The sequence below is a fragment of the Cytobacillus spartinae genome, assembly GCF_042865285.1.
GTDB lineage: Bacteria > Bacillota > Bacilli > Bacillales > Cytobacillaceae > Robertmurraya_A > Robertmurraya_A spartinae.
Genome location: NZ_JBIACK010000013.1, coordinates 88,893 through 112,807, shown reverse-complemented (window position 1 = coordinate 112,807; position 23,915 = coordinate 88,893). Strand labels below are relative to the sequence as shown.

Here is a 23,915-nt window from a genome sequence, read left to right as displayed (position 1 = left end):
TAACTTCTTTTTATAGCCAATCATTCTACTATAGAATAAGTGCTCACCTTCAAATCTGTGATTAGAACTACTACTAAAATCTGTTAAATAAATGCAGAACATTTATCTCATACTAACAATACTTCCTAGCCTCCCAATACTAATGGAAAAAAACACTTGAAATCAACTATGAAAACGAATAATATAGAGTTTGTGTTTTAAATTGTTCGTGTTTTGAGGAGGAGAATTGTGTTTAATTTAAAAGAGAATCAGACAAGTGTTAAAACAGAATTGCTCGCTGGAATTACCACCTTTCTAACAATGGTATATATCGTTGTTGTTAACCCCATCATCCTTTCAGATGCGGGAGTTCCTTTTGACCAAGTATTTACTGCCACGATTATTGCTGCAGTAGCAGGAACCCTTTGGATGGCACTATTTGCAAATTATCCAATCGCCATTGCACCAGGAATGGGCTTGAACGCTTATTTTGCCTATTCTGTTGTTGGTACACACGGGGATATTAATTATCAAACTGCTTTCGCAGCTATTTTTATTGCCGGTATTATTTTTACAATTTTATCTTTAACACCATTCCGTAGTATGCTTATTGAAGCCATTCCTGAAAATCTTAAACATGGAATTACGGCCGGTATTGGCCTTTTTATTGCTTTTATTGGTTTACGCCTAACAGGTATTATTACGGACCATCCGACTAACTTAGTGGGATTAGGAAATCTTCATGATCCATCCGTTATTTTAGCTTTAGTAGGACTTGCCATTACCTTAATACTTATGAGTTTAAGAGTCAATGGAGCTCTATTTTTCGGGATGATCGCCACTGGATTGATCGCTTTCTTTACTGGTCACCTTTCGTTTGATCAAGGATTTGTTAGTCTCCCTACTCTTCCAGAAGGATTGATTGTCCTAAATCCGCTAGAAGCATTGGGAGAGGTATTTGAGCACGCGTTATATGCAGTCGTATTCTCCTTCCTTCTAGTAACCATTTTTGATACAACTGGAACGATGATTGGAGTTGCCCATCAAGCAGGTTTAATGAAGGGTAATAAAATGCCACGTGCGCGACAAGCTTTGCTTTCAGATTCAATTGCTACAACAATTGGTGCTATGTTCGGAACGAGTCCAACATCAGCTTATATTGAATCATCAGCAGGTGTGGCAGCTGGTGGAAGAACAGGATTAACATCTCTAACAGTTGCTGGACTATTTATTGTTGCTGCATTTTTCGGGCCACTTGTTGGCGCTGTTTCTGGATTAGCAGCGATTACTGCTCCTGCACTAATTATTGTAGGAAGCTTAATGATGGGGAGTATTTCTCATATTAAATGGGATGAGATAGACGAAGCTTTCCCTGCATTTCTAATTATCTTAAGCATGCCGCTTACATCTAGCATTGCAACGGGAATTGCTTTAGGTTTTATCTCTTATCCTCTAATGAAAGTAGTAAAAGGAAAATGGCGTGAAGTTCACCCATTAGTTTATATATTTGCAGTATTATTCTTCTACCAACTAGCGTTTTTACCGCATTAATGTACGTTGGAAGTCACTACAAGTAAATGTTCTTCGGTGCTTTTTGACTTATGTTGCTTGACTTCGATGGGCTGGGCGATGGAGCCGGACGGGAAATGCGGCACGGAAGAGTGTTAATACACACTTTTTCGAAAAACCCCTTCTTTTCAGTATTAATCGGGCAGGTTAGGACAAGTTTTTTAAAAAAACTTACATTTTGGGTACTAAAGGAGTATCTTAGTACCCACTTTACTAGAATTGTGATGAATTCGGTAACTAAGAACAAAGGTTAGTACCATTTTTTCAAGAAATGCTTTGATACTCGTAACAAGATCTCGACCAAGAAAAGCTATCCTCTAACCAAACAAGAGGATAGCTTTTTTGTTTCTACTTCACACCAATCTCAATTGACGAAAATACAATGTCAGCAAAGTGTTTACTGTTCGATTGTAACGGCTCGTTTGCCCTTTTGCATAGATAGATGGTTCGATCCATTTCGGACAAATCTTCCACAAAAATTCTTCCATAATCCTGTTCTTGGAGAATGGCTTCTACTGCCAATTCGGGAGCAAGCATTACTCCTATTCCTTGTTTAACAGCTACTACCCCCTCTAGCATCCCTTCTATTTCCATCGCCATCGGAGGAGCAGACATTCCCCTTTCTTCACAAAGACTTATTAATCGAACTCTTGTTGAACTTCCTTTTTCCCGATAGACAAAAGACTCTCTCATAAGCTCGTTTAACTTAACGATATTACCTGCAAGTGGATGATTACAAGGACATATAAAGATTAATCTGTCTTGAATGAGCTCCATTTTTTCGATGCCTTCTTCTCCCCATTCACCAGCGATAATTCCAACATCAACCGTTCCATTTAGAATTTCCTTTAGTGCACTCTTAGAATTTCGTCGAATCATTTCTGTTTTTACATTCGGGTATAGCTTTTTAAATTTCCCAAGCCAATTTAAGGCAACCGTTACACTAGGATAATGGGTTGCCACAATTCTGAGAGTCCCTACATTTCCCATTTTTAAATCGTTAAGATGTTCTTCCATCTCTTGTTCAGTCTTAAATAATCGTTTGCTATAAGAGAATAGTTCCTTTCCCTCCAATGTAAGTTCAAGCGTTCTACCTTTTTGAAAAAACAATTTAACATCTATTTCATTTTCTAAATTACGAATTTGAGCGGTAATCGCCGGCTGCGTTAATGATAGCTTCTCTGCTGCCTTTGTCACTCCGCCTGCCTCAACCACTGTATAAAACACCCTTAAAGCATTAAGGTTCATACTGGTCTCCTCTATATATAAATATTTCTTATAAATATAACAAAAACATTAATTATTTTTATCAACTAATCTCCCTTATGATAAATCATATTGGAATCTATTTCTAGGAGATGGAAGGATGAAAGAAAAAAAGTTAGTCATCTTGATGGGAGTTGTTACTGCCTTATGTTTAATCGGAGATTCTCTTCTCTATATTTATTTACCAGTCTATTGGGAGAATGTTGGACTAAATAGCCTTACGGAAGTAGGAATCTTATTATCTATTAATCGTTTTATTAGAATTCCACTTAATCCATTAGTAAGCTTTTTCATTCATCGGCATAGTTTGAAAAAATGCTTGGTGATTGCTATCCTACTGGCCGGACTCGTTACTCTCGGTTATGGGCTAGCGAGTAGTTTTATTATTTGGCTTTTCTTAAGAATGGTTTGGGGAATTAGCTGGACCCTTTTAAGAATGGGTGGAATGAAGTATATTATTCAGATTTCACCTGATCATCAAACGGGACAATTAATCGGGTTGTACAACGGGATTTTTAGGCTTGGTAGCTTAGGAGGCATGTTAATTGGCGGATTTGTTGCTCCGTATTTGGGTCTATTCCCAGTATCTATTGCATTATTTTTGATAATCCTGTTTGCCTTACCCATGATTTTTAATATGTTCAGTCAAGTAAATAACTCTTCCTATACAAAAGTGCACAATCATTCTCCCCAACTTCTCCATACAACTCTAGTTCCTGTATGGTGGATACTAGCAGGTGGTTTACTAGTTTCCCTTTTGTTCCAAGGAATCATTACTTCTTCACTTACTTTTATCATTGATGTTTTCTGGTCGGAACCATCCATTTTACTTTTCACCTTTGCTGCTGCTCAATGGGGAAGTATTTTACAAGGGGTACGATGGAGTTTGGAACCTTTTGTTGCTAAAGCTGCCGGCAAATGGGGAGATCGTTACAATAAAATCTCCATTATTATTTATTTATTTCTGATAACTGGAGTATTATTACTCATTTATGTTTGGAATATCCCGTTTCCAATATGGTGTTTTTTCTTTCTATCCTTGGTGTTAACGGGAGCCGCTTTAAATACATTGTTAGATGCCCTTCTAGCAGCAGAAGTACGTAGGAGAAATCATCAATCTTATATTAGTTTTTATACGCTTACACAGGACTTAGGGGCTGCCATAGGGCCATTGTTATTTTATCTGCTAATGAAAAACCATTTCCCGTTCCATTTCTTTATTTTGGGCTGTAGTGTTTTATGTTTGATCTTCACATTAGCAAAGCTCACTTTTTATAAAGGGGCGTATATAAAAGCTAATAATCATTTTCAATAAAAAATCACTTCTAATCTATCTCCTTTTTCATAACGTATAGAAAGGACAAGTGTTAGGGTGATGGTTATTTTCCAAAAAATCTTTGCAATTATTGTTGGTAGTTTTATTTTAGGGATTGGCATAAACGGATTTATTGTACCCCACCATTTACTTGATGGAGGCATTATCGGGATTGGGTTAATTATTCATTACTACTATAGTTTTCCAACAGGGCTTAGCATGATTGTGTTAAGTATCCCACTGTATATCATTGCATGGTACTTTAATAGAAAGTATTTTTTCTATAGTATTCACGGCTTAATTGTATCTTCCTTACTAATCGATATCTTATCTTTTATGAGAAGCCAATTTGAATTAGGTATCCTCCCAAGTGCCATCATCGGGGGCATGTTGGTTGGAACAGGGATTGGACTTATGCTTCGGTATGAAACAAGTACTGGTGGAACTGATTTAGTAGCACAAATGCTCTCAAAGGTATTCTCGCTAAATGTAGGTATCCTTATCTTTCTCATCGATGGACTCGTAATTCTTAGTGGTTTAAAAATCGTCGGGCTGGAAAAGTTCATGTACTCCTTTATTACAATCATCTTTGTTGGACTAATGACATCTCTTACTGTAAGAAAAGCAGATGCCTAATAAACAAACAAAAGCAGATATCCAAATTAGTAAGTAGTTCAGATTATGTGGAGAAGCATTAGAAATAACATAGGTAAACGAGTATGAAATCGCAAAGGTTTTATACTCGTTTTTTTGTTGATATATAAGGGCTTAGGTTTCACTTGTTAGTGAATTGACATTCAAATTAGCATAGAGTTTAACAGGATGACAATAGTTATTGTCACTCGATTATTTCATATGCATTTTCCGTTGATATTTCTAGTGTTAACATAATAGCCTTCAGAAAGGAGAAAGGTAATTTATGTTAAAATATATAAAGGATTGATGAATAGTCTTTATTCAATTAAAGGAAGTTTTATAGACGAAAGTGGAATCTTTTAAAGTATGCAAGAGGGGGCATATATGAATGCTGAGCATTATTAAAAAGTTCATTCTCGATAAAACCCAACTTTTAAAAATAGAAGAGTTGAAATTGCCTGAGGAAGCGATTAATGAGTTTGATGAAATGTATCAAAAATACATAAAAGCAGGGGATGGCAATTATATTCCTTTTTATAGTAAATACCCCTTATTTTTATTTTTGAACTATGTTATTGAGAATAAAAATGTATTAGTGCACGGCTCTAATAATTCCTTAATAAATGATTTTGAACCAAGAAATAGTTCGCTCTTCAATGGTAAACCTATCAAAGCTGTTTTTGCCTCAACTGACGGAGTATGGTCGTTATTTTTTTCCGTAAAAAATAGGAAAGGATATGTAGGTTCCATAAGAAACCTTTGTTTAACTGTACCAACTAACAAAGGAATTAAACGTTATTATTATTTTTCTATAAATAATGATGATGTAGGAAGTCCTTGGACAGACGGTACCATTTATTTCTTTTCAAAGCATCTTTTTAGACAAGGTGGTATTAGGGATGAGTGGGTATCTGAAGATAAAGTAAGACCACTGGCAAAGTTATCAGTTACTCCAAATGATTTTCCTTTTTTGGATAAGGTAATCGTCCATAGAGAAACCGAATCGATGGGAAAAACAATTTTAAAAGCACTATTTATTAAGAAGTAACCATTCTATTAAAGGGGGCTATGATGGAATATGCCTCAAAAAAAGATAAGCTCGGAGCCACAAACTCTGAGCTTTTACCTGCTGAAAACTGTGTGAGTTAATATGCGAATTACATTGTAATTTAGTATGTTTGTTATTTAAAACTTTCACCACAATAACTGAACTACTTACCAAATTAGATATCTGCTTTTGTTTTTATACAAAGCTCTTTTTATTAAACCTTAATTCTATTTCATATACCTCTGTAGATTCTGTGATCTTATAGGAGGCGTCGATTTTATCCAATCGTCTTTTCCATTTTTCCGTGTCTTTGAATGTAAAAGGATACTGTAACTTGCCTTCTCCCTTAAAATTCACCTGAATAAGAACATCTGTATCTTGAAACGATATTGTAATATGGCTGGTCTCAGAATGTTGGTAAATATGATGAAATAGATCTTGTCCTATCCGAAATAACTGGATTTCTGCTTCTGTGGAATAACGGTGCAACTTTCCTGTAACTTCGTAAGGGATGGTCATTAATTCTTTCTTACTTAAATAAGCCAAATAGGATTTAACGGTTGTCACAATTCCTAAATCCTCAAGGATTAGAGGGTAAATTTCAAATGCTGAGTCCTTCACTTTTTTGATTGTATCATCTACAATATGCTCTAAACTAGTTAGCTGGTAACTTACTTCTTCATGAAACTCCAACTTATTAAGCTTATATAAACTTAAGTATAAACTAAACAGCGCTTGTCCAATTGAATGGAATATATCTTCAGAAATTTGTTTCTTAAACCGCTCTTTTGATTGCCATTGGTTCGAACTCTCTCTTACACCATTTGTTATAAATACGTTCGCTAGGGTGGTTTGCTGTTCCTTTGTCCTTTTATTAATGTCCCGTAGCACATCACTAACTAAATTGAGTTGCTTACAACCCCTACGTATTTTCTCCTCTTCAAATCCATCCTCTTTCTGAATGGCTTCCAAAATATATTCTATTTGTAGAATAATTTTTTCATTTAGTGTAACGGCATCATGTAAATACGTTTTAATTACATCCATTTCCACCGTCTCAACCGAGCACATATGACTTTATCTCCCTTCAGATGTCCTTATTTATATTTTTACACTGAAGGTCAAATAATCATATCGGGAGATTCCCTATCATTTGAAAAAATTATCCCTTACCAGTCAATAAATAGAACACCCTAATGAGCAGGGTGCTCTAAATAATGAATAGGAATTTCTATTTTAACCTTTGTTCCTACATTAAGCTCAGAACATATATAAAAAGATCCTCCAACTAACTGTGTTCTTTCTTTCATACTATATAGACCAATTCCTTTTTCCTCTTTATTAAGAACTTCCTCCATATTAAATCCTCTACCATCGTCCTCCACTAACAATGTGAGAATTTGGTCATTGATTTTTAAATTAATGTTGATTAAGCTAGCCTTTGAATACTTAGCAGCGTTCGTCATCGACTCCTGGTAGATGCGATAAATTGCTGTTTCGATCTCAGGCAATAGCCTTTTGGGAAGACGATCGAGTTGTAAATGAACCTTAATCGCATGGGTTTGTTGAAACTGCTCGCTAAATGACCTTATCGCAGACATTAATCCGAGATCATCTAGTGCACTTGGCCTTAACTGGCTCGCAATTCGTTTTACTTCTTTCATGGAATTTCCGATCATCTCTTCCACTTGCTTAAATGATCCTGTTAACTCCTGGAAAGTTTTCTGAACCTGAATGGACTTTAAAGAGATTAATATGCTATATAATTCCTGACCAAGTCCATCATGTAACTCTCTTGAAACACGTTTTCTTTCCTCTTCCTGAGCTTCAATAATTAAAGAAATTAACTTTTGTTCATTTTTTTGAAGTTTCTTTTCTGCTTCTTCCCACATAGACTGAGCCTTTTCTTTTTCCTCAAAGACAAGATTGAACTGTGGAAAAAACAATCCCCTCATTAAGAAATAGTAACCTAGCATTTTATACACATGGCCTAATAGATTCACATTTGCGTGCACACTTTTGTATAACGTAAATACGAGCTCACCTAGAAGGAGGAAAATTAGGCCTCCTACTAATACAAGCATATCCTCTTTTTTGGTCTGCATATATTTTCGTATGATAAGAATCATGGCAATTAGATGAATAACGCTTATGATATATTCTAAAAAAATCTTTAAAGGAGTAACCCCAGTCCCTTCAATGACTAGTGGAGGAATCACGTTTGGTATCGTAACAATCGTGAATGTTATCATAGCCACTGCAGCAATGGCTCCGAAAAATAATCCATTCTTCTCTTTTACGGTGCTATTACGGTCCCTTTTTTGTATGAATACAAAAGCAAGTCCTAAGCTTTCGGTCATACGAGCTATTATCCAAAACCATGTAGCTTTCGTAATGGTAAATTCATCTTGAAAGAATGGCATCCCATTATAAAGAAGGGTGTGAATTAAATCAAAGGTACCAACTTGTAGAAATAATATACTCAGTATCATTCGATGCTTGGAAGGTACATACTTGTAGGTTAGCCACCCTTGAAAAAAGATAGAAAAAGAGACAAAAATACTAAATAATTCTAGTATCGTATGAAAGAGTAAGAAGTGCGGATGAGTATGTTGTAAATAGGTCTTACTTAATATATGTATAAGGATAAAAACAAATATCGCTATGAAAGCTAACAGAACCGTTTTTCGCTCCATTTTAGACAAACTTATAGACTTACTTAGCAGCATGCGAATCCCCCAGATTCATTACTCAAAGTCTAGTAAACCATGTTTAAGTGCATATTTTACTAGTTCAGGCCTTGTTTTTAAGTTTAATTTCTCCATGATCTTCGATTTATGAGATTCAATGGTTTTAACGGACAAGAAGAGGACTTCGGCAATCTCCTTGTTTGAATAACCTTTTGCTAACATGGAAAGAACCTCTTCCTCCCTTGCTGTTAAAAGAGCGGTTCCATCCTCAATTAACCCAGCAGCAATTTGTTCTAAATAATTCTCTATGAGAGCTTTCGTTGCTTTTGGATAAAGATAAGCTTCTCCATTTGAAACGGTTCGAATGGCAGTGAGCAGGTCCATATCCTCTGCACTTTTTAAAATGTATCCAGATGCTCCAGCCTGGAGTACTTTAAATATGTATTCTTTATCATCATGCATCGTTAAAACAATAATATGAATTTGTGGAACAAGCTCTTTTAACTGTTTCGTGGCAAAAAGTCCATTTTTACCTGGAGGCATATTCAAATCCATTACAACAACATCAGGCTTTAGCTCAACGGTCTTCCTAATAGCTTGTTCCCCTTCTTCAGCTGTTTCGATTACTTCCATATCTTCTTGACTATTTATTAACATTTGGATCCCAGAACGAACAATTGCATGATCGTCGGCAATAATTACTTTAATCAGGAAGCACCACTCCAATGTTAGGTAAATATTTCTAGATTTGGTTAATAGTATAACAAAATTATAATCGTGTTTTTGAACGATTCATTTGAAATTTTTAAACTATTTGTGACTTTTGTAAGAATAGCGCGAGCGCCTTGCTAGGCGCTTGTGCTTGACACCAATCTAACTTGAAAGCCTTATACTTTCTAACCTATAAAAAAAGTAGATAGATTCCTCTACCTACTTCGAAATAGTTATATTTAGTTTCTTAAGCTACCCCATGCCCGGTTGAAGCAATCCATACTTTAAACCATTGCTCTCGGGTTAGACGAATATCTAAAGCTTGAACAGCGGATTTAATTCTATCTATTTTTCCGGTACCTAAAATCGGCATGATTCGAGCAGGGTGATTCATTAACCAAGCTAACATGAGTTGATCTAAGGCTTCAGTTCCAGCTTCCTCTCCTATTGTTTCTAAAGCTTGCTTAATTCTATTTGTCTTCTCATCAGTAGCAGTGAATAAATTCCCTCCTGCAAAAGGAGACCAAGCCATTGGAGGTATTCTTCTTTGTAAGCATTGATCAATAGTCCCATCCTGGAAAGGAGTTAAGAAACTTACCGATATTTCAACTTGGTTTGTAATTAAAGGAAAGGGGAGGTAACTACTCAACATATCAAACTGTGATGGCGTAAAGTTAGATACACCAAAGTGTCGAACTTTCCCTTGCTCCTTTAATTGAACAAATGCCTCAGACACTTCCTCTGGATTCATATAAGGATCTGGACGATGAATGAGTAGGACATCAATATAATCAGTCTTTAGATTTCCCAAAGAAGTTTCGGCACTTTTGATAATATGTTCTTTACTTGTATCGTAATGGTGAAGTTTATGCTCAGGTCGATTATCCGAAAGTAATTTAATCCCACACTTTGTAACAATCTCCATTTGTTGTCTTAAAGAGGGCTTTAAGGACAGGCCATTCCCAAACATTTCTTCATTCGTATACCCTCCATAAATATCCGCATGGTCAAAAGTGGTTATTCCTAGCTCTAGACACTCTTCCATTAATTGTAATGTATCTTCGTTACTAAACCCCCACTCGTTAATTCTCCAAAGACCATGAATGATTCTAGAAAATGATAAATCTTCAGTAAGGTTGATTCTTTCCATATTACTCACTCCAAACAGGTAGTAGTTAGTCATTTTTTCAAATACCAAAAAACTTATGTATCTCTTAAGGTATTCTATACAATTTTTCATTAAAAATAAATAAATTAGAAATAGGGCAACCAACTACTAGGCTACCCCATCTATTATTCATTATTAACTAGTTTTCTACTAATCGCTGAAAGAGTTTCCGCTGAGGCTGAGATTTCCTGAGATGCCGATGAAATACTTGAGAAGGCAAGTGTTATATCGTTAATTTCATCTTCCATTTTCTCACTCATCTGCTGACTACTATCCATATCATGTTGAATCATATTAAAAATTCATTCGTTCCTGACATTCCTTCAATCCCTGCTTCAACAAACACATTGATTTCCCCTAATTTGCCTGTAACATTGGAAATCTGACTACTGTGATTTAAGATAAGCCCGGATACTTTAGATGCAGATAATTTTGTTTCCTCCGCTAATTTCCTAACTTCATTTGCTACAACAGAAAACCCTTTTCCTGATTCTCCTGCTCTAGCCGCTTCAATTGCTGCATTTAAAGCTAGTAGATTCGTTTGTTCCGCAATATTCGTAACCATTCCTACAATAAGTGAGATATCCTTAGAAATATGTTCAAGGATCTCTAATTCATTAGAAATCTCTACTACTTTTTTATTAATCGTCTGCATGTTATCGTTTTGTTTCTCTAGCTGTTTCTTTCCTTCAAATGATTTTAAACTAGTGTTCTTCGATAACTCAGTATTTTCTTTACTAATACTTAACATTTGCTCAGCTTGGGCTGTTAACTCTTGGAGAGACCCGTTTACTTGATTCATTGAAATGGATAAATTCATGACCGTTTCGTTTACACTCTCTTTGATCTGAGTCTGTTTCTCCTCAAACTCTTTCCGAATACGTTCATTTTCTTTTTCATACTCTTCTAAAACAAGCTGCTGTTCAAAACTGATTAACTTTGTAATTGATTTTATGTAATCAATTGCCTTTGCTTTATCCCCAACTTCTTCCTGTACCATGTTGATTAAAGAAATTAATAGGTCTTGAAACGCGCACATATAAAACTTTGTTTCAAGTCCAATTTTCACATGCATATGAGCAATTCTACTTCTTTTCATGATAAAATCCTTATCAATATTTCCATCAAATAACTCTATGATGTGCTGTCTTAACGTATTTTTCAAGCGGTCAACAGAACTGTTTGACTGAATAATGGCCATTAATGTGCTTTCATTTTCGAGATTTTGATAAAAGGCACCGACGATTGATTCAATATTTTGGATAATTGCAGGCTGTAACTGTCTTGCTAATGTTAAATCACTTACATTTAGGTCAGTCATTTTTAACTGAGTCTTGATGGTAGTAGGAAGGTCTGAAGCAATTTCCCCTATAATTACTTGGCCTTCACTTGATTCTACATTTTCTTTTTTTCTAAATAGCTTTAAACCCACGTCTCTTCCCCCTAGTTTGTAGATCCTCCCAGTTTATCTCCCTTTCCCTTTTTACTAGTTCACATATTCTCTATTTTTAAATTATTTATCTTATATAGTTAAAATCTACTATAGTTATAGCTTAAAAACAACAAATTATGAATTAATTGGTAATTAAAAGAAAAAAATTGATCGTCTCCTTTGTAATTTGTACGGTTAGGAGATGTTTTGATAAGACTTTAATACTACTTGTAGTTCAAAACAAAATATTTTTGCAATAACTTTAGCTAATACTCTTGATTGTTCTTTGCTTTGCACCTCTTCTCTTAATATGCAGACAAGGATTAATTGAATTACGTTCTGAGTAGCAGCTATATATCCATCCAAACTTAACCCTGTTCTATATAGTAGATATGCCAAGTCCTGACTGCTTTTTATGAATGCTAAATCCACTCTTCCTCTAAACAACTGTGTTAGGTGGTTCTGTAATACATTATGAATTTTATTGCTTGTCTCTTTCGGATATAAGGGATCTCTTATAAGCTGTTCTAGGTAGTCATTAATCATTCTCTCTAGGTACTCTTTTATCACAGGTTGTAAACTTCTTAAAACACCAAGATCTCCCTCTCTAATTTGAAGCATATCTAACTGAAGGATTATTTCTGCCGGTAATTTAGGATCAATAAAAACATCTAGATCATTTATAGTTTCAGAGTAAACAGAACTTTTCTCCCCCAATTCCTCCATTTGTCCCCTCATACTCTACAATCCTCCTAATCCATCTACCAATATCCAAGAGTTTTTTTCACATTACTGTCACATTTATTATTACTATTTTACTAGTTTATGAACATAGGGAGATTCCCTTATTCTGATCGATAATTTCCCCTATAGTGCTTTAGAATCACTTAATCCACAAAAAAATACAGGTGGCAATCACCTGTATTTCTTCATCTTATAAGAACCAAACCTTAGTAATGATATCATCCTTGATTTCATATAGTGCTGTTGCATGGAAAGGCTCTTTTTCCTTTCCTGTTATATATTCGTGATCTATACAATAAGGTGCTTGCTCCACGCGTTTTACAACATCGGCATTTAAGTTAGGAAATGCTTGAAACATTTTATCGTAGTGTTCTCTCATTTCTTCTTTCTTTGAAAACCTTAACGTATTCGGAAATTTATAGACTTGGATGTCCTCTGAATAGCATTCCATGAAGGCATCGATATTCTTTTCATTATATGCTTTAAGTTGTCTTTCTACTACATTCATAGCTTTTACTCCTATATATTTCGATTTATTTTTCACCTTGGGGAACCAGAACCTGACCTACTTTCCCCATATTGAGAAGAGTTTGCATAATCGCTTTTGAAAGATGCATTGGCTTATATGGTTTTACTAAATAATCTGTTGCGCCTAAAGAGAATCCTTTTGCTTTTTCATCCAGAGCTGATGAAATGATAACAGGAATATTCTTTAACTCTTCATTCCCTTTAATCCATTCCATCATACGCCATCCGTCTATTCCGTCTTCCCCTAACAAAATGTCAAGGACAATGGCGTCTGGGACGGTCATACTTAAGGCTTCAAGGGCATCTTTTCCGTTCGAATAGTGGTTGACTTGAAAACCACTATCCAGCAATTCCTGTGAAATTAATTGCACTAAGCTGGTATCATCCTCTACCACCATTATGGTATAGCGACCATTTAAAGAATCTTTCTCCGTCACGATTGCTTCTAGTTTTCCTTCTATTAGCGGAAAGCTGACCGTAAACGTACTTCCTTTCCCAAACTCAGATGAAACTGAAATTTCTCCATCATGCATCTTCATGATTTCCTGTACAATAGACAAGCCTAATCCTGTACCACCAATTTTCCTTCTATCAGAGTTATCAACTCGGTAAAATCTAGTAAACAGTTTAGGTAATGCTTCTTCAGGAATCCCTAATCCCTCATCCACTACGTCTACCTTTAAATCGCCATCTTTTTCAGACATTATTATCTTAATTTCTCCCCCAAGTGGAGAGTATTTAATAGCATTATGAACTAAATTTGTGAACACTTGTTCAACTTTCGCCTTATCACCGAGGATATAATCACTCTCAACATATGATTCAATCTTTAAGGCGTGTTGATCCGTGTTTATCTGCTGACTGTCAATGACCTTTTGGATAATAGGTAAAAGCTCGATGTATTTCTTTTCATAAGTCTGTTTGCCTGCTTCCATACGTTGAACATCCAAAAAGTCATTAATCAAGGCTGTTAATCGCTTTGCTTCATTATAAATAGTTGTTAGGTATTTTGTTTGTCTTTCTGGCTTTAACTGGCGCTTTAGAAGCAATTCAGTAAACCCAAGAATACTAGCTAAAGGTGTTCTCAGCTCGTGACTTACTGTACTAACAAATTCTGATTTCATCTGATCCACTTCATATTCCTTTGTAATGTCCCGATGAACAAGAATGGTTCCGACTCTTTCATCGCCATGATATAAAGCTTCACAATATACCTTAATAACATGGTTCTCATTTTTCTTTTTATAAATAAATGAGTTGTTTTCTGGCTTGATTTCAGCTGAAATAGATTTAGTTACAAATTCTCTAAATTCTTCTTTCTCCTCGATAAAGTACAGCATAATCTCTACCCATTTATCTTGTGTAATTCCTACTAAGTCATTTACTTCTTTAGGTAAGTGGAACATGTCGGATAATTGATTATTTACTTGAAGAATGGTTCCAGTTAAATCGACTAACTGAATCCCTTCTTGAACCGTGTTCAAGATATCCTGGTTCAGCCTTCTATCCTCTTCAGACTCTTCATACATGCTAATTTTATCGAGTGATATTCCTATCTGTTTCGCAAGTGCCTCATATTCGTCCATATCTTTTTCCAAGAACGACTGGCCAAATCTAGAAAACGACATGACAGCTACTACATCATTGTTAGAAGATAAAACAGGCAGGTACAAATCATAGCAAAAACAGATTGAGGTATGGAACCCTTTATCTAAGTCATCAACTTCCCGTTTAATTGAATATGGCTTTTTAAAGGCTATTAGTCTTTCAATTAAACCGCTTTCCATATTATCTTTAAATTGTCTAACCCCTTTTTCAGAAACGCCGAATGCACTGTAGGTTTCTTCATTTAGCATAATCATTAGACCTTTGTCAGCTTCAATGATCCTGCTCATATTTGTAACAATACTATCTAACACCACCTGTTTATCTAATGAGTTAGAAACTTTGTTGATTAGTTCATTTCTTCTCTCAAGCTTCTGTTCATTCTCTCGGATGGTCTCAAGGACTTCTTCTAATTCTGATTGTTGCATTTGAAGTTCATCTTGCTGGGCAATGAGCTCCTCATTTTGTGCTAATAAATCCTGTTCCTTTTCTTGTAAACTCGTAATCATTTTTTTAAAAGCTACCGAAAGAGATCCTATTTCATCTTTTCTATTCTTATCTACTGAAATATCTACTTCTTTACCAATTGTAATATCATTTGCTGCAGCTGCAAGTTCAGCTAAAGGTTTCCCTACTTGAGAAAGCATCAGACGAATGATTTGGAAAAAAATCAAAATAATCGCTAATAAGAAAAAAAGGAAGCCAATTTGTAAAAATGATTGTTCACGGGACAATTTAGCTACTTTTCCTTCTAGTTGACTCTCTATACTTTGTCTATATTTATGCGTGTCTTCTTGAAAGGCATTAACACGTGCTGTAGCGCCTGAAGATGATATTTGTAGTACCTTGTCTTGCTGTCCAGCCTCAAAGTATCTAAATACTTCCGGAGCAGTTTCGATAAAATAGAAATCAACAAAATTTCGAAGTTCCTTTACATATTCTCGATCCTCATCATTTGTTGCTAAACGGTCGAGCTCCTTGTTTAACCTTCGAATTTCTGGATGAGCTGAAAGTGCGAGAGTCTTTAATTCTTTATTCCCGAACGCTAGATACCCGCGAACATTGAAAAGAACTAAATTAACAGCGTCATCTAACTCTTCTACTACCTTCTCTTTCTTCACTAACTCAGCACGCTCTTGAATGTATTCTTTATTAAGATGTTGTTGAGTAAAATATATGAAGGCCGTTCCGATGATAAAGGCTAGGATAAAAAGGCCCATTACACCAACGAATTGCCTTGACAAGCTTTTAGTAAAATAATCCTTAAGCTTCATCTAATATTTCCTCAACTTTTTCAAATAACTGAAGTGGACTAAATGGCTTTGCCATAAAAAAGTTGGCCCCAGCTTCCATCACGCGTTCCTGTTCAAATTGCTGGCTTTTAGCTGATAGCATTAAGATTTTTACATCACTGCCTAATTCACGAATTTTTTCAATAACTTCTAACCCTGTTACAGTAGGCATCATGTAGTCAAGTATGACTAAGTCATATTCATTATTTAAGAAATACTGAATAGCTTCCTGACCATCAGCAGCTTCATCTACTTCATATTCTTCACTATCTAACGTATCAACTATAAGCATTCTTAATATTTCTTCATCTTCTGCCAACAATATTCTCTTCATTATGAATCTCCCTTTATGCTTATGGTTTCGTATGCTTCCTGCATCATATCGTACGATTTTTTCAATCGCTCGTGGTACGTTGGTGTATCCCATTGATCCCAGCTATATTGTTTTGTCTGTTGTTCTGGAATCACGTTATGATTTAACTGCGGGAATGCTCCTTTCACTTCATGTTGTTCAGTTACAATTACAGATAAACGAATTCCCTCAATTGATTTACTACTACTTAAACCATTCTTCTCCCACATGTCTCCCATTACTTCTCTTAAACTAGGATCCTTGACATTTAATAACAGCCATGGAATTCTCAACTCTATTGTTTTGTGATCCTCACTGATACTAATATCGGTTAAAGAGTTAAAGTCTTTATGAGACGGGTTTCCGTTTCCGTATACTAACTTCCCTGTTTCATAGGATTGAAATGGGATAACCTCTCCAGTAGAGGGAATCGTTAAGGATTTATTTAAAGCGTACCTTATTGGATGAAATTGTCCATTATCCTTTTGACTTGCATACGATACTTTAGGAATCATATTCAATGCTTGACCGTATTGATAATAAAAGGAGTCATAATAACTATCGACCAGTAAGCGTGTCTGTTCTTTTTCCCCAATCTTGGCTAGAAAATCCACCCCAAAATCAGCATGAATTTCCTTCCCATTATCAAGTGGGATCGATGTTTGACCTTGATCGTCAATCGTATCGAATAAAAGATAGGTTGTTTCCTCACTTAAACTGATCGGCCGATTATAGTCAAAGCGAACGTACAAATATCCTTCATCTGACGTCACATAAGTCTTTTCTAATATAGTATCCCTATCAGTCTCGTAAAAAGGATTAATACCTTGTCGTTCCCAATCATGTCGATCACCATCTACGAGGATTTTTGGTGAAAATTCCCCTGGTTCAAAACTTAACAGCCCAAAATGCTGCTCATTTGTTTGCATATTGTTCCAGAATGGACGGCGATCTGGGTTATCTAGATCCATCGTATTCCAAGTCCGCTTAAACCACTCATCCTGCCACGTAAATACTAGTCCACCACCGTATCCTTCCGAGACAATCGACTGAAACAATCGCTTATTTATTTCACCTTGTTCTTGTTCAGAATGGAAACCTTGGTCCATCCCGTACACATTTTTATGGGTCATTCCCCTAGAAGAAGGCACCCCAAACTCTGCTACAATTACAGGCATGTCATGTGCTTTAAGCAAATCATTCAAATAACCTGCATAGTTATTCTTTTCACCCTGCTGATCCACATAATCAACATACTGTTCTTCGTAATTTAAGAAATCTGGATAATACGGATAGATATGATAAGAAGCGAACAAACCAGCATGAAATTCATCCGTTTGCTTAATATGATTCGGATTCACCGATACCATATCTTCCTCTTCTGCCGGCTCCGCTGGATGCTCTAATAAGTCAGTTGTAACCCAGTTTGTAAAGCTCATCGTATGCTGCCAGTTATATTGATTAACCTCATATTCAGCCGCGAAATCCATCATCTCAGTAAGCCAAATCTCAAATGGTGACCCTTTTACACTCTGAAAATATTTACCAGTATGCTGACTTTTGCCTTTATTTTTTTCATTGGTACTTAAGACCATTCCAGGGTCCCACTCAATTCCTATCATGTATCCTAAAACATAGGGAGATATATTGTAGTTGTACTCTCCTGAAGCATGTCCCGGCCTAGCTTGGATTTCTGCATTTCCATGGACAATATCAATCATCTGTTTCATTTCACTCTTAAACTCTTTTGTAACCTCTTCTGAAAAAGCATCCTGCGATTTTACTAACTTTTCTTCATTTACCCAAGCCCCATGGAACAGATATAGTGGTTCTTCTGCTATTTGGTTATATTGATAAAAGGCCTCGTAAAAAGCTGGTGGGTGCAAGGTATAGATTCGGACAGCATTTGCATTCATATTTCCAATCTGTTTAAACCATCGGAAATATTCTGCCTTTGTAATGGCCGTCTCACCTGGGAAATATCCTGGCTTTGCAATCCCCATATTTACTCCTTTTACAAGCAAATCTTCCCATTGTCCATTCTTTAAGACTTGGATGTAAGAAGTGCCAGTTTGGCTATTAAGTTTAATTCCATTTCTTTCAACAACTACAATTTCTTTTTGCTTTAATACATCATCCAATCCGTTTTCAAACAAAGCTTTCATCATCGGCACATATGCCTTCCAATAAAATGAACCTCTTGAAGCAAACTGTTCTTTCCAGAGGGCAATTCCTTCCGTTTGATAGATACCTGGGATTTCCGCTTCATCCGCAAAGTCCCCTGCAAAATAATAAGAAGAAAACGCTGCATTTTGGTGATGAATTACAGCAGGGAAGGTTGATGGAATTCCATGTATCGCCAATTTATTTTTTGCTTCATTTGTAATAGGCAAATGATAATTGGCTAAAACTTCATCTCCATCTCTTGCCTCTACTACATCGAACCAATATTGATATTGTGCTTTTATGTCTTTTTCAAAAAGAGCTTCCCCTTTAGGAGTAAATTCAAATTCCACACCATATCCATTTATATCTTTTTTTTCTAGAACAACGATATAATCATGTTTGCTAACAAAAACAAACCCTTCTCCACTAAAACTCCATTCCCCCGTTTGAGATTGGTAGTTTTCCTTCACCCAGATTGGGACTTCCTTAGCGTTCAAATCTGTAAAATACCTACCAATCCAACCACTCCAATCTAAGTTAAGTAGATTAGAGACCTTCTCTCTAACAAGGTCAGAGGTCGGAGAAGCAAACGTATTAAATTCAGCAATTAATGTTTTACCTTTATTCGATAAAAGGGCTTCCTCAAGTTTTAGTATTTCATCCTCTTGAAGTCCCCCGTATAAGCTACTAGATCTTTCTCCTAATTCATTAGAGCCATAGAATTCTTCCTCATATACCCCATATTGATCTGCAATATAATAAACATCGTATGGATTTAAATCTTCCGGTAATGATCTAGTATCATACTTATTGTTGTCTTTAGGCAGAAACCCTCGATAATCAGCTTGTATGGAATAAGCTTCCCCATTATCTTTTAACAACTTTTCATTATTTAATATCCAAACTAATCCCTTATGTTCTCTGTAGGTTTGGTCCGGGACGGTTTTATTAAAAATAAGAACATCAAGCTCGCCCTCTTTTTTCAACTGCCATAACCAGAACGGACTAGTTAGAAGGAATAATAAAATAAATAGATAGATAAAAACATATACTTGTGTTTTAGTCAGCTTCTTAATCATGAAGAAACACCTTTTCTTTTCATTTCTCCCCAGCCTTTTTCTCCCGTAACCATTTGCCATATTCCTAGACAGCGCCAGAAAACGGTTAACGGTCGATACCAAAGCGTTTCCGTCATGGAGTAGAAAAATAATTTAATGATATCCGACACTTTAGGATATTTTCTTAAACTCCATTCTTCAAGTAAAACGGATGCCATGGAAAAAAGTGATCCGTATAAGCAGGACAATAAAAAAATTAGTATTCCAAACTCAATATATATGCCACCAAGAAATAACGATAAGATGACAAATATATAGCCAAATAATTCAACAATTGGACCTAAAAACTCGACAATCCAAAAATATGGAAATGAAATCATCCCAATAGAACCGTACTTAGGGTTAAACGTAATGTTGCGATGTGCCCATAGGCTCTCAAATAATCCTCGGTGCCATCTTTTTCGCTGTCTCCCTAAATACGTTAAGCTCTCAGGCACTTCTGTCCAGCATACAGGATCTGGAACATACACAATTCGTTTGTTTTCTCCCTTTTCTTTAAGGATTCGGTGAAGCCTTACAACAAGCTCCATATCCTCTCCTACTGTGTCCGTTTTGTAGCCCCCTGCTTGAAGGACCCAGTGTTTGGAGAAGACACCGAACGCTCCTGATACGATTAAGAGAAGGTTATGTCTACTTAATCCAATTCTCCCCATTAAAAATGCTCTCAAATATTCAATCACTTGCATAATGACAATCGGATCCCTTGATAGTCCAATTTTTAAAATATGGCCATTGTCAATGTGACAGCCATTTGCAATCCGAATGCTTCCGCCAGAAGCAATGACCTCTTCATTGGAATCAATAATAGGTTTCATCACCTTTAAGAAGGCATCACGCTCAAGAACCGAATCACCATCAAGAGAACAGATATATGGATAGTGAGAAAAATTCAATCCTACATTAAGCGCATCAGCTTTTCCGCCATTCTCTTTATCAATTAAATAAAGCTTTGGAAGAATTCTAGACTGATAGACTTTTCTAATCGGTTTTGTGTCTAACTGTTTTCGGACAACTTTATGAATTTCTTTCATATCATAATGTTCAATCATCTTCTCAAGCGTGCCATCTTTTGAACCATCATTAACAACAATTACTTCGAATCTAGGATAGTTAATGCTAAGTAGTGACCTAACACTTTGAATAATACCTGCTTCCTCATTATAAGCTGGCACAATAATGGATACCGGTTTTGTAAATATATCATTCATATAATCTTCGTAGGCTTGGTCACGGTCAAGCTTGTACTCTTTCCGTAATTGCAACATGGATAGAAATAAAATAATCGTATAAAAGCCGATCACACATACCATGTATATTGCTATAAAGGAAGCAAATGTAACACCTATATTTGCCCATAGTTCTGATGTCATTAGATTTCTCCTTTATTTATCCATTCCCAAGCCATATCACGAGCAAAAGAATCTTCAGTTGTAGTCAAAACATGCTGTAAAATTTCTCGCCCATTTGGATAAAGCATTAGAGATTGCGCAGCCTGAGAGCGAACCCACCAAATGCGATCATGTAACAAATCAATTAAACAAGAAACAGTGTCTTGTTCTTTCAATGTGCCAAATAGCTTTGCCGCCAACATTCGCTCCTGCCATTTTTCAGCTTTACATAGTGGAATGTATTTTTGATATTCTTTTACATATCCGATCCCAGCTAATGTCTTTAGTGCTCTTAATCTTAATTCACCTGTAGAATTATGAAATACCGACTCAACAAAAGGAACATAGTTTAACTCATTCTTCATTCGAATAACCTCTAGAATAGCGACTTGAAGATCTTCAGAACTTTTATAAAAAGAAAGGACAAACTGATCGAACTCATCTACATTCAACTTCATCAAAAAGCTTCTATACTCAAACTCGGAAAGTTGACTAGCATTCTGATTAATTAGTTTATGTAACCCCTTATATTGAAAAATAGAAAGGATTCTAAGAATAATCACTAGTTCATCCTTCGTAATCCTTTTATTTTTTCCCATTTCGACGACTTCTTGCTCTAGATTTTCCATCCGAAAATCTTCAATATGGTATAGAGCATTCATCCGGATGCTCCATCTCCTACTTCTTAAACTTTTTTTATAGTAATCTCCTAAGTATAATTCTGCCAACTTCGTTAGGTTGCTTTTTTCTGACTCGCCTTCTAAAACATCTGAATAGCTCTTTATTAAATCCTCTACAGCTTTAATCTTTAATAGTGAATCAACAGTAATTTGTCGAGTTAATTGACCTTCATAAACACTGGAAAAAAGGAGGGAATTGTATTTCTGTTTGTATTGCCCAATCTTCTTTTCTTGCCTATTCTCAATTGTTTTTCGAATAACTAAGTAGGTCAGAATGATGAATAAAAGAATTATAATGAAACCAGTAGCAGCTAATAGAACTTGGATTTCATTTACCATTTCGATTATGCCATCCTTTGTATCAATCGCTGTATTCTAGCTTGGAGCTCGGTAATACTAAATGGCTTGGTTACGTAATCGTCCGCACCAAGCTTAAGAGCTCTTGCAATGTCGTATTCATTCTTTCTTCCTGTTAACATTAGAATATGAAATTGATGCGCATTCTTCGCTTGCTTAACCTTTTGCAATACTTCCGTCCCATCCATGATCGGCATTACCCCATCTAATATTAAGAAATGTTGGCCCTTTTCTTCATGGCGATTTGAGTGGAAAAATTTTAATCCATCCTCATATACCTGAATGTCTAAATCAATATGCTCGAACTCCATTGATTGTAGGATTTTCATTAACATCGTTCGAATAATGGCATCATCGTCAATAACAGAGACATTTAATTTCTTTTTCGCAATTCCTAGTTCTAGTTTGTTAGCACTTTCTACACGTGCTCTCCCCTTCTCTTTTGCTTCATACAATGCCTGATCAGCCGTTTTAATAATTGAATTTGCTGGAATTTCAGAGTCATCTACCATATAAACACCCGCAGAAAATGTTACAGAAAAGCTCTCATCGTTTTCCTTAAACTTCTCTAAAGAAAACTCTTTTAAAATTCTACTTAAGATGTCTTTTGCTTCACTATCCCTAGTTCTCGGGAAAAGAATCATAAACTCTTCTCCACCATAACGAAATACGGTATCAGAGCTCCGTATACTATTTTTCAAGAATTGAGCAAACCTTGCTAGCACTCTATCCCCTGCTATATGCCCATATGTATCATTGATTCTCTTAAAATGGTCTAGATCCAATATAGCTAGAGTGAAATAAATGCCAGACCTTTTCGCTTCATTTAATAATCGTTCAAGTGAATCTTTTAAAAATCTTCTATTGTATACTTGTGTGAGCTCATCTATTAGGTTTGAATGGTCAAACAGCTTCTTGCGCTGAATATGCCTGTCGACTCTAACAATGAACTCTTCAAGATCAATCGGCTTAGGAATAAAATCATCTGCTCCATTTTTATAGGATTTGATCCTTAACTCCCGATCGTTTTGGCTACTAATCATAATAGTAGGAATAAACTTCTTTCTTGTATGATTTTGCAAATCTCTCAAAAGTTGTACACCACTTTTTGAAGGGAGATGCACATCTATTACTAAACAATCCGGTCGCAAATCAAAGTACTGCTCAGCGGCTTTCTCTGCCTCCGTATTGGCAATAACCATAAAACCTGCTTCTTCGAGCGCATCCTTGAGAAGAATTAACATCGAAACATCGTCATCAATGATTTGGATAAGAGCTTCATCCTCTTTTCTAACAATCTCAGTCTTTTCCTCTGCAACATGGAAATGCTCATATTCATAACTTAAGCCAATTAGGTCATATAAAAAATCTCTTAACTCTTCTCGATCCCATCGTTTATGTTCAATACTCTCTATTGTTTCCATTAGTTTAGTAGCCAATTGATAGAGTCCAACTAGTTCAATCGTTCCTGCTGTACCTTTAATGGAATGTAGAAACAAGTAGACATCTTTATTTTCAATTTTTTCTGATGTTTCTACTTCGAACCAATCAATCAGCTGCTTCTTAACTTTTTGGAAAAGGAGCGTTCTATATTTCTCCATATTCACGAACAACACCTCATTTTACTATTTCTCCTGTTTTAATCGTGTATAAACGAATAATCTAGCTCTTTTTATAAATAAACCGGCCAACTCGTATTACTTGGCCGGTAGTCTATTGCCCTTATTCTTTTAGTGATTCTTGTGATGTTACTGAAATGTTAAATAAATTTACAACTTAATTTTAAACCCTAACATCACTTTAGACAAGATTTGACAAAGTTTGATGAATGGTAAATATATTCAATTATTTGGTTTTTATCTATGGTTTCT

Annotated in this window: 19 protein-coding genes; 4 read left to right on the top strand and 15 right to left on the bottom strand. The window is 35.7% G+C overall.

What is annotated here, in order from left to right; all coding sequences use genetic code 11:
- Positions 1 to 228: 228 nt before the first annotated feature.
- Positions 229 to 1,530, top strand: coding sequence for an NCS2 family permease (locus tag ACFYKX_RS21375; RefSeq protein ID WP_389363408.1), 1,302 nt, complete (start codon positions 229 to 231; stop codon positions 1,528 to 1,530).
- A gap of 366 nt (positions 1,531 to 1,896) precedes the next feature.
- Here the strand turns inward: ACFYKX_RS21375 and ACFYKX_RS21370 are convergent, their stop codons facing one another.
- Entirely contained in the window at positions 1,897 to 2,796 is a 900-nt protein-coding gene (locus tag ACFYKX_RS21370; protein WP_389363407.1) for a LysR family transcriptional regulator, read from the bottom strand.
- Positions 2,797 to 2,914: 118 nt separating this feature from the next.
- On the opposite strand from ACFYKX_RS21370, the gene ACFYKX_RS21365 reads away from it, so the two are divergent.
- The 3 genes from ACFYKX_RS21365 to ACFYKX_RS21355 all read left to right on the top strand — a co-directional run bounded on the left by ACFYKX_RS21365 (position 2,915) and on the right by ACFYKX_RS21355 (position 5,813).
- Positions 2,915 to 4,129, top strand: a complete 1,215-nt coding sequence (locus tag ACFYKX_RS21365) for an MFS transporter (protein WP_389363405.1) — start codon at positions 2,915 to 2,917, stop codon at positions 4,127 to 4,129.
- Positions 4,130 to 4,189: 60 nt separating this feature from the next.
- Positions 4,190 to 4,765, top strand: a complete 576-nt coding sequence (locus tag ACFYKX_RS21360) for a YitT family protein (RefSeq protein ID WP_389363404.1) — start codon at positions 4,190 to 4,192, stop codon at positions 4,763 to 4,765.
- Positions 4,766 to 5,219: 454 nt separating this feature from the next.
- Positions 5,220 to 5,813: a hypothetical protein gene (locus ACFYKX_RS21355; protein WP_389363402.1), complete on the top strand. Its 594-nt coding sequence runs from the start codon at positions 5,220 to 5,222 to the stop codon at positions 5,811 to 5,813.
- A 195-nt stretch (positions 5,814 to 6,008) separates the two neighbouring features.
- Here the strand turns inward: ACFYKX_RS21355 and ACFYKX_RS21350 are convergent, their stop codons facing one another.
- From ACFYKX_RS21350 to ACFYKX_RS21285, 14 genes are all read right to left on the bottom strand, one after another.
- Positions 6,009 to 6,884, bottom strand: a complete 876-nt coding sequence (locus tag ACFYKX_RS21350; RefSeq protein WP_389363400.1) for a hypothetical protein — start codon at positions 6,882 to 6,884, stop codon at positions 6,009 to 6,011.
- A gap of 122 nt (positions 6,885 to 7,006) precedes the next feature.
- Entirely contained in the window at positions 7,007 to 8,542 is a 1,536-nt protein-coding gene (locus tag ACFYKX_RS21345; RefSeq protein ID WP_389363398.1) for a sensor histidine kinase, read from the bottom strand.
- A gap of 18 nt (positions 8,543 to 8,560) precedes the next feature.
- Positions 8,561 to 9,214 (bottom strand): response regulator transcription factor, encoded by a 654-nt coding sequence (locus ACFYKX_RS21340; protein WP_389363473.1) that lies wholly within the window; start codon positions 9,212 to 9,214, stop codon positions 8,561 to 8,563.
- Between the two features lie 247 nt (positions 9,215 to 9,461).
- The gene (locus ACFYKX_RS21335; RefSeq protein ID WP_389363396.1) at positions 9,462 to 10,364 is read right to left on the bottom strand and encodes an aldo/keto reductase; all 903 of its coding nucleotides are present in this window, start codon (positions 10,362 to 10,364) and stop codon (positions 9,462 to 9,464) included.
- Between the two features lie 143 nt (positions 10,365 to 10,507).
- A complete protein-coding gene (locus ACFYKX_RS21330; RefSeq protein WP_389363394.1) occupies positions 10,508 to 10,675 on the bottom strand; it encodes a hypothetical protein in 168 nt (55 codons plus the stop codon).
- Positions 10,672 to 11,814: a protoglobin domain-containing protein gene (locus ACFYKX_RS21325; RefSeq protein ID WP_389363392.1), complete on the bottom strand. Its 1,143-nt coding sequence runs from the start codon at positions 11,812 to 11,814 to the stop codon at positions 10,672 to 10,674. The genes ACFYKX_RS21330 and ACFYKX_RS21325 overlap by 4 nt, the downstream gene beginning before the upstream one ends.
- 195 nt (positions 11,815 to 12,009) lie before the next feature.
- The gene (locus ACFYKX_RS21320) at positions 12,010 to 12,552 is read right to left on the bottom strand and encodes a protoglobin domain-containing protein (RefSeq protein WP_389363391.1); all 543 of its coding nucleotides are present in this window, start codon (positions 12,550 to 12,552) and stop codon (positions 12,010 to 12,012) included.
- A gap of 196 nt (positions 12,553 to 12,748) precedes the next feature.
- Positions 12,749 to 13,066 carry a nuclear transport factor 2 family protein gene (locus tag ACFYKX_RS21315; RefSeq protein ID WP_389363390.1) on the bottom strand — a complete coding sequence of 106 codons (318 nt, stop codon included), beginning with the start codon at positions 13,064 to 13,066 and terminating at the stop codon, positions 12,749 to 12,751.
- Between the two features lie 25 nt (positions 13,067 to 13,091).
- Positions 13,092 to 15,965 carry an ATP-binding protein gene (locus ACFYKX_RS21310; RefSeq protein ID WP_389363388.1) on the bottom strand — a complete coding sequence of 958 codons (2,874 nt, stop codon included), beginning with the start codon at positions 15,963 to 15,965 and terminating at the stop codon, positions 13,092 to 13,094.
- Complete coding sequence (locus ACFYKX_RS21305; RefSeq protein ID WP_389363386.1) at positions 15,955 to 16,317, bottom strand: response regulator transcription factor; 363 nt, start codon at positions 16,315 to 16,317, stop codon at positions 15,955 to 15,957. The genes ACFYKX_RS21310 and ACFYKX_RS21305 overlap by 11 nt, the downstream gene beginning before the upstream one ends.
- A complete protein-coding gene (locus ACFYKX_RS21300) occupies positions 16,317 to 19,580 on the bottom strand; it encodes a hypothetical protein (RefSeq protein WP_389363384.1) in 3,264 nt (1,087 codons plus the stop codon). Before ACFYKX_RS21300 ends, ACFYKX_RS21305 begins: the two co-directional genes overlap by 1 nt.
- The gene (locus ACFYKX_RS21295; protein WP_389363382.1) at positions 19,577 to 20,989 is read right to left on the bottom strand and encodes a glycosyltransferase family 2 protein; all 1,413 of its coding nucleotides are present in this window, start codon (positions 20,987 to 20,989) and stop codon (positions 19,577 to 19,579) included. Before ACFYKX_RS21295 ends, ACFYKX_RS21300 begins: the two co-directional genes overlap by 4 nt.
- The gene (locus ACFYKX_RS21290; RefSeq protein ID WP_389363381.1) at positions 20,989 to 22,026 is read right to left on the bottom strand and encodes a HEAT repeat domain-containing protein; all 1,038 of its coding nucleotides are present in this window, start codon (positions 22,024 to 22,026) and stop codon (positions 20,989 to 20,991) included. Before ACFYKX_RS21290 ends, ACFYKX_RS21295 begins: the two co-directional genes overlap by 1 nt.
- Positions 22,027 to 22,031: 5 nt before the next feature.
- Complete coding sequence (locus ACFYKX_RS21285) at positions 22,032 to 23,645, bottom strand: diguanylate cyclase (RefSeq protein WP_389363471.1); 1,614 nt, start codon at positions 23,643 to 23,645, stop codon at positions 22,032 to 22,034.
- Between the last annotated feature and the right edge of the window lie 270 nt (positions 23,646 to 23,915).

What these genes read in the sequence shown, in the direction of transcription:
- ACFYKX_RS21290 (WP_389363381.1), bottom strand. Translation starts at nt 22,026, where the DNA reads ATGGTAAATGAAATCCAAGTTCTATTAGCTGCTACTGGTTTCATTATA.
- ACFYKX_RS21300 (WP_389363384.1), bottom strand. Translation starts at nt 19,580, where the DNA reads ATGATTAAGAAGCTGACTAAAACACAAGTATATGTTTTTATCTATCTA.
- ACFYKX_RS21315 (WP_389363390.1), bottom strand. Translation starts at nt 13,066, where the DNA reads ATGAATGTAGTAGAAAGACAACTTAAAGCATATAATGAAAAGAATATC.
- ACFYKX_RS21320 (WP_389363391.1), bottom strand. Translation starts at nt 12,552, where the DNA reads ATGAGGGGACAAATGGAGGAATTGGGGGAGAAAAGTTCTGTTTACTCT.
- ACFYKX_RS21370 (WP_389363407.1), bottom strand. Translation starts at nt 2,796, where the DNA reads ATGAACCTTAATGCTTTAAGGGTGTTTTATACAGTGGTTGAGGCAGGC.
- ACFYKX_RS21330 (WP_389363394.1), bottom strand. Translation starts at nt 10,675, where the DNA reads ATGATTCAACATGATATGGATAGTAGTCAGCAGATGAGTGAGAAAATG.
- ACFYKX_RS21310 (WP_389363388.1), bottom strand. Translation starts at nt 15,965, where the DNA reads ATGAAGCTTAAGGATTATTTTACTAAAAGCTTGTCAAGGCAATTCGTT.
- ACFYKX_RS21305 (WP_389363386.1), bottom strand. Translation starts at nt 16,317, where the DNA reads ATGAAGAGAATATTGTTGGCAGAAGATGAAGAAATATTAAGAATGCTT.
- ACFYKX_RS21345 (WP_389363398.1), bottom strand. Translation starts at nt 8,542, where the DNA reads ATGCTGCTAAGTAAGTCTATAAGTTTGTCTAAAATGGAGCGAAAAACG.
- ACFYKX_RS21295 (WP_389363382.1), bottom strand. Translation starts at nt 20,989, where the DNA reads ATGACATCAGAACTATGGGCAAATATAGGTGTTACATTTGCTTCCTTT.
- ACFYKX_RS21360 (WP_389363404.1), top strand. Translation starts at nt 4,190, where the DNA reads ATGGTTATTTTCCAAAAAATCTTTGCAATTATTGTTGGTAGTTTTATT.
- ACFYKX_RS21350 (WP_389363400.1), bottom strand. Translation starts at nt 6,884, where the DNA reads ATGTGCTCGGTTGAGACGGTGGAAATGGATGTAATTAAAACGTATTTA.
- ACFYKX_RS21335 (WP_389363396.1), bottom strand. Translation starts at nt 10,364, where the DNA reads ATGGAAAGAATCAACCTTACTGAAGATTTATCATTTTCTAGAATCATT.
- ACFYKX_RS21285 (WP_389363471.1), bottom strand. Translation starts at nt 23,645, where the DNA reads ATGGAGAAATATAGAACGCTCCTTTTCCAAAAAGTTAAGAAGCAGCTG.
- ACFYKX_RS21365 (WP_389363405.1), top strand. Translation starts at nt 2,915, where the DNA reads ATGAAAGAAAAAAAGTTAGTCATCTTGATGGGAGTTGTTACTGCCTTA.